The sequence below is a fragment of the Flavobacterium sp. genome (genome assembly GCF_049318325.1).
Classification (GTDB): Bacteria; Bacteroidota; Bacteroidia; order Flavobacteriales; family Flavobacteriaceae; genus Flavobacterium.
In genome coordinates, this window is record NZ_JBMOGQ010000133.1 from 1 (window position 1) to 5,914 (window position 5,914).

Annotated in this window: 7 protein-coding genes; 3 read left to right on the forward strand and 4 right to left on the reverse strand. The window is 32.9% G+C overall.

Annotated elements, in window-relative coordinates; translation table 11 throughout:
• Nucleotide 1 precedes the first annotated feature (1 nt).
• Together ACOYLP_RS10195 and ACOYLP_RS10200 are read left to right on the forward strand one after the other, a co-directional pair.
• A complete protein-coding gene (locus ACOYLP_RS10195; RefSeq protein ID WP_422856065.1) occupies nt 2-490 on the forward strand; it encodes a DUF2892 domain-containing protein in 489 nt (162 codons plus the stop codon).
• A 63-nt stretch (nt 491-553) separates the two neighbouring features.
• Nucleotides 554-898 carry a WG repeat-containing protein gene (locus ACOYLP_RS10200; protein WP_422856066.1) on the forward strand — a complete coding sequence of 115 codons (345 nt, stop codon included), beginning with the start codon at nt 554-556 and terminating at the stop codon, nt 896-898.
• Nucleotides 899-1,021: 123 nt separating this feature from the next.
• On the opposite strand, the gene ACOYLP_RS10205 is transcribed toward ACOYLP_RS10200, so the two are convergent.
• Complete coding sequence (locus ACOYLP_RS10205; protein ID WP_422856067.1) at nt 1,022-1,915, reverse strand: lytic transglycosylase domain-containing protein; 894 nt, start codon at nt 1,913-1,915, stop codon at nt 1,022-1,024.
• Nucleotides 1,916-1,956: 41 nt separating this feature from the next.
• Nucleotides 1,957-2,628, reverse strand: coding sequence for an alpha/beta hydrolase (locus ACOYLP_RS10210; RefSeq protein ID WP_422856068.1), 672 nt, complete (start codon nt 2,626-2,628; stop codon nt 1,957-1,959).
• A 68-nt stretch (nt 2,629-2,696) separates the two neighbouring features.
• On the opposite strand from ACOYLP_RS10210, the gene ACOYLP_RS10215 reads away from it, so the two are divergent.
• Complete coding sequence (locus ACOYLP_RS10215) at nt 2,697-3,008, forward strand: GNAT family N-acetyltransferase (protein WP_422856069.1); 312 nt, start codon at nt 2,697-2,699, stop codon at nt 3,006-3,008.
• Between the two features lie 75 nt (nt 3,009-3,083).
• On the opposite strand, the gene mtaB is transcribed toward ACOYLP_RS10215, so the two are convergent.
• The gene (gene mtaB, locus ACOYLP_RS10220; protein WP_422856070.1) at nt 3,084-4,424 is read right to left on the reverse strand and encodes a tRNA (N(6)-L-threonylcarbamoyladenosine(37)-C(2))-methylthiotransferase MtaB; all 1,341 of its coding nucleotides are present in this window, start codon (nt 4,422-4,424) and stop codon (nt 3,084-3,086) included.
• Nucleotides 4,425-4,569: 145 nt separating this feature from the next.
• On the reverse strand, nt 4,570-5,745 hold the full coding sequence (locus ACOYLP_RS10225; protein ID WP_422856071.1) for a GlmU family protein: 1,176 nt from the start codon (nt 5,743-5,745) through the stop codon (nt 4,570-4,572).
• Between the last annotated feature and the right edge of the window lie 169 nt (nt 5,746-5,914).

Sequence of the window (5,914 nt, forward strand, 5' to 3'; positions counted from 1 at the left end):
CATAGCGGCTTTATTATTAGCAACATCTATTTGGCAATTTACAGAAGGAAATATTGGAAACGGAATTTTCCTAATCCTATTAACATTAATTCCGATTTTTCTTTATTATAAAAATGAATACATCCTTTTGGCATTTTTAAAGTTGAGAAAACAAGATTTTGAAGGTGCCAAATTGTGGTTGGACAAAATTAAAAACCCGGAAACGGCTCTAGTTAGAAAGCAGCAAGGCTATTACAATTATCTTCACGGTTTAATGATGTCGCAAACAAATTTACACCAATCGGAGAAGTTCTTTAAAAAGGCAATTGAATTAGGATTGAGCATGGATATGGATTTGGCTGTTGCCAAGTTAAATCTTGCCGGAATCGCGATGTCAAGAAGACGCAAAATGGAAGCTACTGCCCTGTTAAACGAGGCTAAAAAGCTTGACAAACAAAATATGCTGAATGATCAGATTAAGATGATGAAAGAGCAGATGAAGAAGATATAGTATATAGTTGTGCGTCTTTTTAAACCCAAAACTAAAAATCATATAAATTAAATATAAAATAAAATGAAGAAAAGATTTTTTACACTTGCACTTGTTGTTATTTCAACACTTTGTTTTGCTCAAAATGGATACAAAAAAGTTAGTAAATATGATGAATACAACAAAGATTGGGCACTGGTGAAAACTATTTCTGGTACTTATGGCTTCATTAACCGAAAAGGAGAAACGGTAGTGCAACCGATTTACGACAAAATTGAAAAATTCACTGAAAACTCAGGAAAATATGCTTTAGTAAAAAATGTAGCTGGTTCTTATGGTTTCATTGACCGAAATGGCAAAGAAGTTATTCCGGCAATTTATTGGAATAAACACGATGCTAATGAACAACTTATAACATTAAAAGAATAAAAACTAACGCCCAACAGCAGTTTGCAAAACGTTTTAAGTCTCAGTTTTCAGTATAAAAAAGAGCTTTAGAAAAATCTAAAGCTCTTTTTTATACTATTAACAACTGAAAACTATGAATATAAACTAATAACCTTCCGTTGGAATTTCAATTTCGTATTTTTTCTTCGTTGGATTTAGCAACTTTTTATCTCGTAACCAAGGATTATGAATTTTAAGAATTTTATAGTTGATTCCTTGTGTTTTGGCAAAATCAGCTAAATCATTAATACTGCTGTCGATTTCAATTTTTTTGGAAGGAATTTGAGAATATAAATCGCTGTTAAATATACTAAACCCGTATTTAGCCGGATTTCTCATAATTTCTTTTAAAGCTAAAATTCTAAAAACATAACGCGATGTTTCTTCTGTAAGAGCCAAATCATAGTAATTAGAAACTTTTTGTTCTTCTATTTTTTTTCCAACTCCAGTCATACCTCCGTTGTAAGAGGCGGCAGCCAATGTCCATGAACCGAATTTTTCTTTGGCAGACAATAGATATTTACAAGCCGCTTCGGTAGCTTTTTCCAAATGATAGCGCTCATCAACAATATCATTTACTTCCATTCCTTTTTCTTTCGCGGTATCAGGCATAAACTGCCAAACACCTTTTGCACCTGCAGCCGAAACTGCATTAGTCAAACCACTTTCGATTACGGCCAAATATTTGAAATCATCTGGAACATTGTACTTTTGAAGGATAGGCTCAATAATAGGAAAAACTCTGTTAGCTCGCTTAATTATGAGCACCGTTGTAGCATGTAAATTGGCATTTATAAGTAATTCTCTGTCTAATCGTTCTTTTACGTCAGTAATTTGTAATGGTGTTGTTTCACCTGCAAAATCAGCGGTAGTTGGAAAATACATTGCTGTTCCTTCATGTAGTAATTTATCTTTGCTATAACCAGAAATTCCAAAGACCAGAATTCCTGCGATTAAAATTACTCCAATAGTAGATAAAAGGGCTTTATTCGTTTTCATTTTCATTTCATTTTACACTGGTAAAACTACAAAAACATGATCTAATTTAGGTAATTGTCTAACATAATTTTAGGTAAATTTTGGTTAAACCATCTGTATTTTGTTATAATCATTATGTGCGTTCCGCCTTTAACATGGATAGCTTTCCTAATAGATTTTATAGGAAAAACTTCATCCGCATCGCCATGAATGTGAATAATTTCGTTGTCTATTATTGTTCGGTTCCAATTGATTATTTGTTCTATTGCCCAATCTAAATAGCTTTTATCCCGAACAGAAAGAAACTTTTCATAGAGTTTTAATTTTTGTTTTAAAACAGAAGAGCCAAAGGTAAATTTGGCTAAAAAATCAATGTTTTCAAATAGTTTGGTAGGTATAAGTTTGTATGCTTTTGTGGATTTAGCAACTTTCATTTGTCTTGATAATTCTGCATTTGATTTTATGCTCGAAATGATGATTACTTTTTTGGTATTTACAAATGGTTTCATTTCCTGAACCAAAATACCACCAAATGAAACTCCAACTAAGATAACATTTTCATGCTTTATGTATTTTGCCATTCGCCTGGCGTACTCATTCAACGATTCGTTTTTATTGGGTAAAACCCATTCCAGTAAATGCATTTCAAAAGTTTCTGTTGGCAAATGAATTCGTTCAAAAATACTCGAACTAGCAGCCATTCCTGGCATAAAATAAACATGAATTTTTGACATTATTTAACTTGAAACTGGTTAATTAGTAGTAACTTTGCCTAAAATTAATCCTTTTTGTTTACAATCACATGGAAGCAAGCGCATTTTTAGAAAAAATCGAGATCAAAGACAATACTTTCGCTCGTCAGTTTGAAACTTTGGTAGATGGGAAATTAATTTCTGTAGAATATTCGTTTCAAGAGAAAAAGATTTTCTTAACGAGAATAAATGTTTTTGATGGTTTTAATAATGATGAATTCATAAACGATTTACTTAAAAACATTATGGAGATTGCTTATGAGAGAAAGTTAAAAGTAGTTCCAATTTTACCAAGAATTGCACTTTTCTTTAGAAAGAATAGTTGTTACAAAGATTTACTTCCACCTGGAATTAAAATATAAGTTTAAAAACAAAAAACTTAAATATACATATTTCAAATAAATATCAAAAAGCAATTTTTAAATCCCAAACTTCAGCTATACTTGAATTTGGGATTTTTCATTTTGGAATATTAACCTTACACTCCCATCTTCGTCTATTTTAGACAAATTGATTTTGTGAAGTGTATTCACCAATTCAGGATTCCACGGGGTTTTGACTTTTACGTAATTTTCGGTAAAACCGTAAATGTAACCTTCTTTGTTTTCGTTTTCGAAAAGTACCGTTCTATTAGTTCCTATCTGACTTTCATAAAAAGCACGACGTTTCTTTACGGATAAACCGCGTAGCATTTTACTTCTTTTGTTTCTCACATTCATCGGAACAACATGTGGCAATTCGGCAGCTTCTGTATTATCTCTTTCCGAATAAGTAAAAACGTGTAGATAAGATATGTCCATTTCATTTAGAAAATTATACGTTTCTAAGAAATTTTCATCCGTTTCCCCCGGAAAACCTACAATAACATCAACTCCAATACATGCATGAGGCATTACTTCACGGATTTTGTTAACTCTTTCTGTGTAAACTTCGCGTAAATAACGACGCTTCATTTTCTTCAAAATGTCATTGCTTCCGGATTGTAATGGAATATGAAAGTGCGGTACAAATGTTCGACTATTCGATACAAATTCTATAGTTTCATTTTTCAAAAGATTTGGTTCAATAGACGAAATCCGAAGTCTTTCAATGCCTTCCACTTTGTCAAGCGCCTGAACTAAATCGAGAAAAGTATGTTCGTGTTTTTTATTTCCAAATTCTCCTTTGCCATAATCTCCAATATTCACACCGGTCAAAACGATTTCTTTTATTCCCTGTTTCGAAATATCAGAAGCATTTTTCAATACATTTTCCAAAGCGTCACTTCTTGAAATACCACGCGCCAAAGGAATTGTACAATAGGTACATTTATAATCGCAACCATCCTGAACTTTCAAAAATGCACGCGTTCTATCGCCAATAGAATAGCTTCCAACATAGAAATCAGCTTCTTCAATTTCACAGGAATACACTTCGCCCATATCGTTTTTGGACAAATCATTTATATAATCGGTGATTTTAAATTTTTCGGTGGCGCCCAAAACCAAATCAACACCATCGACTGCAGCTAATTCTTCGGGTTTTAATTGTGCATAACAACCAACAGCAGCAACAAAAGCTTTGTCATTAAGCTTCATAGCTTTTTTTACAATATGTTTGAATTGCTTGTCAGCGTTATCGGTAACCGAGCAGGTATTGATTACATAAATATCAGCAACTTCTTCAAAATCGACGCGGTCAAAACCTTCGTCATGAAAATTTCTCGCGATGGTAGAAGTTTCGGAGAAGTTGAGTTTGCAACCTAAAGTATAAAAGGCAACTTTCTTTTTGTTTTCCATAATTATTCTCAATTAATGAAATCGTTGTCAAAAATTGAGGCTGTAAAGATAATCTAGTTTGAAGATTAAACAATTTGAAGATTTGAAAATTAATCGTTTAAGGAATATTTTCAAATTGAGTCATCCTCAAATTTTCAAATTAAATCTATTCTTTTCTATATTTTTTAGTGATTTCAAAAACATGCTCCAAAATTCTAGCATCTTGTACAGAAAATTCAACCTGTCTTCGAGCCATAACAATCTTGGCTGTTTGAAACGCCTTAGAAGTAATATAAGTTGTGAATCCTGAAGCTCCACCCCAAGAAAAACTTGGCACAAAATTACGCGGAAAACCAGCACCAAAAATATTAGCAGAAACACCAACCACAGTTCCGGTATTGAACATTGTATTGATGCCACATTTACTATGATCACCCATCATTAATCCGCAGAATTGAAGTCCGGTTTTTGCAAAACCTTCGGTTTCATAACTCCACAAACGCACCTCTTCGTAGTTATTTTTCAGATTTGAATTGTTGCTATCTGCACCTATGTTACACCATTCGCCAAGAACAGCATTTCCTAAAAATCCGTCATGACCTTTATTAGAATAACCAAACAAAACCGAATTACTTACTTCACCACCAATAACAGAATGTGGACCAACGGTTGTAGCTCCATAAATTTTAGAAGCCAACTTGACTCTGCCCGATTCACACAAAGCAAATGGCCCTCTAATTACGGAACCTTCCATGATTTCGGCATTTTTCCCAATATAGATTGGTCCGGTTGAAGCATTTAAAGTAACAAATTCAAGCTTTGCTCCTTCTTCAATAAAAATGTTTTCCGGAGCAATTATATTCACACTTTTAGGGATTGGCTGTGAGTTTCTGCCTTCAGTAATCAGCTCAAAATCTTCTCGCAATGCTGCCTCATTTTTAGCAAAAATATCCCAAGTATGTTGAACCGTTATACATTCTTCATTGAATTCTATAATTTCATAACTATCAAAATCGACTTCTTCCTGGGTATCATTCGTATAAAAAGCAATCACTTCTTCTCCTTGAAAAATGGCTTGATTTTTTTCTAAATTTTTAACCATTTCTACTAAAATATCATTTGGCAAAAAAGAGGCATTGATCATGATATTGTCTTCCATTTCAACCATTGGAAACTTTTCTGAAAGGTAATCTTCGGTCAAAGTTGTGGTGGTATAACCTAAATATTTTTCCCATTTTTCACGAATAGTCAAAATTCCGATACGAATATCGGCTACTGGTCTTGTGAAAGTAAATGGTAAAAGTGCGTTACGAACTGTTCCGTCAAAAAGTATGTAGTTCATTTTTAAAGTATCAAAGTTGCAAAGTGTCAAAGTTACAAAGTTTATTGCATAAAAAAACCACTCGCTTTCGTGAATGGTTTAGTATAATTTGAGACTCTAAAATTATTATTTTGAGTGTTTAGCGTATTTAGTTTTAAATTTATCAATACGTCCTGCAGTATCAATAAGT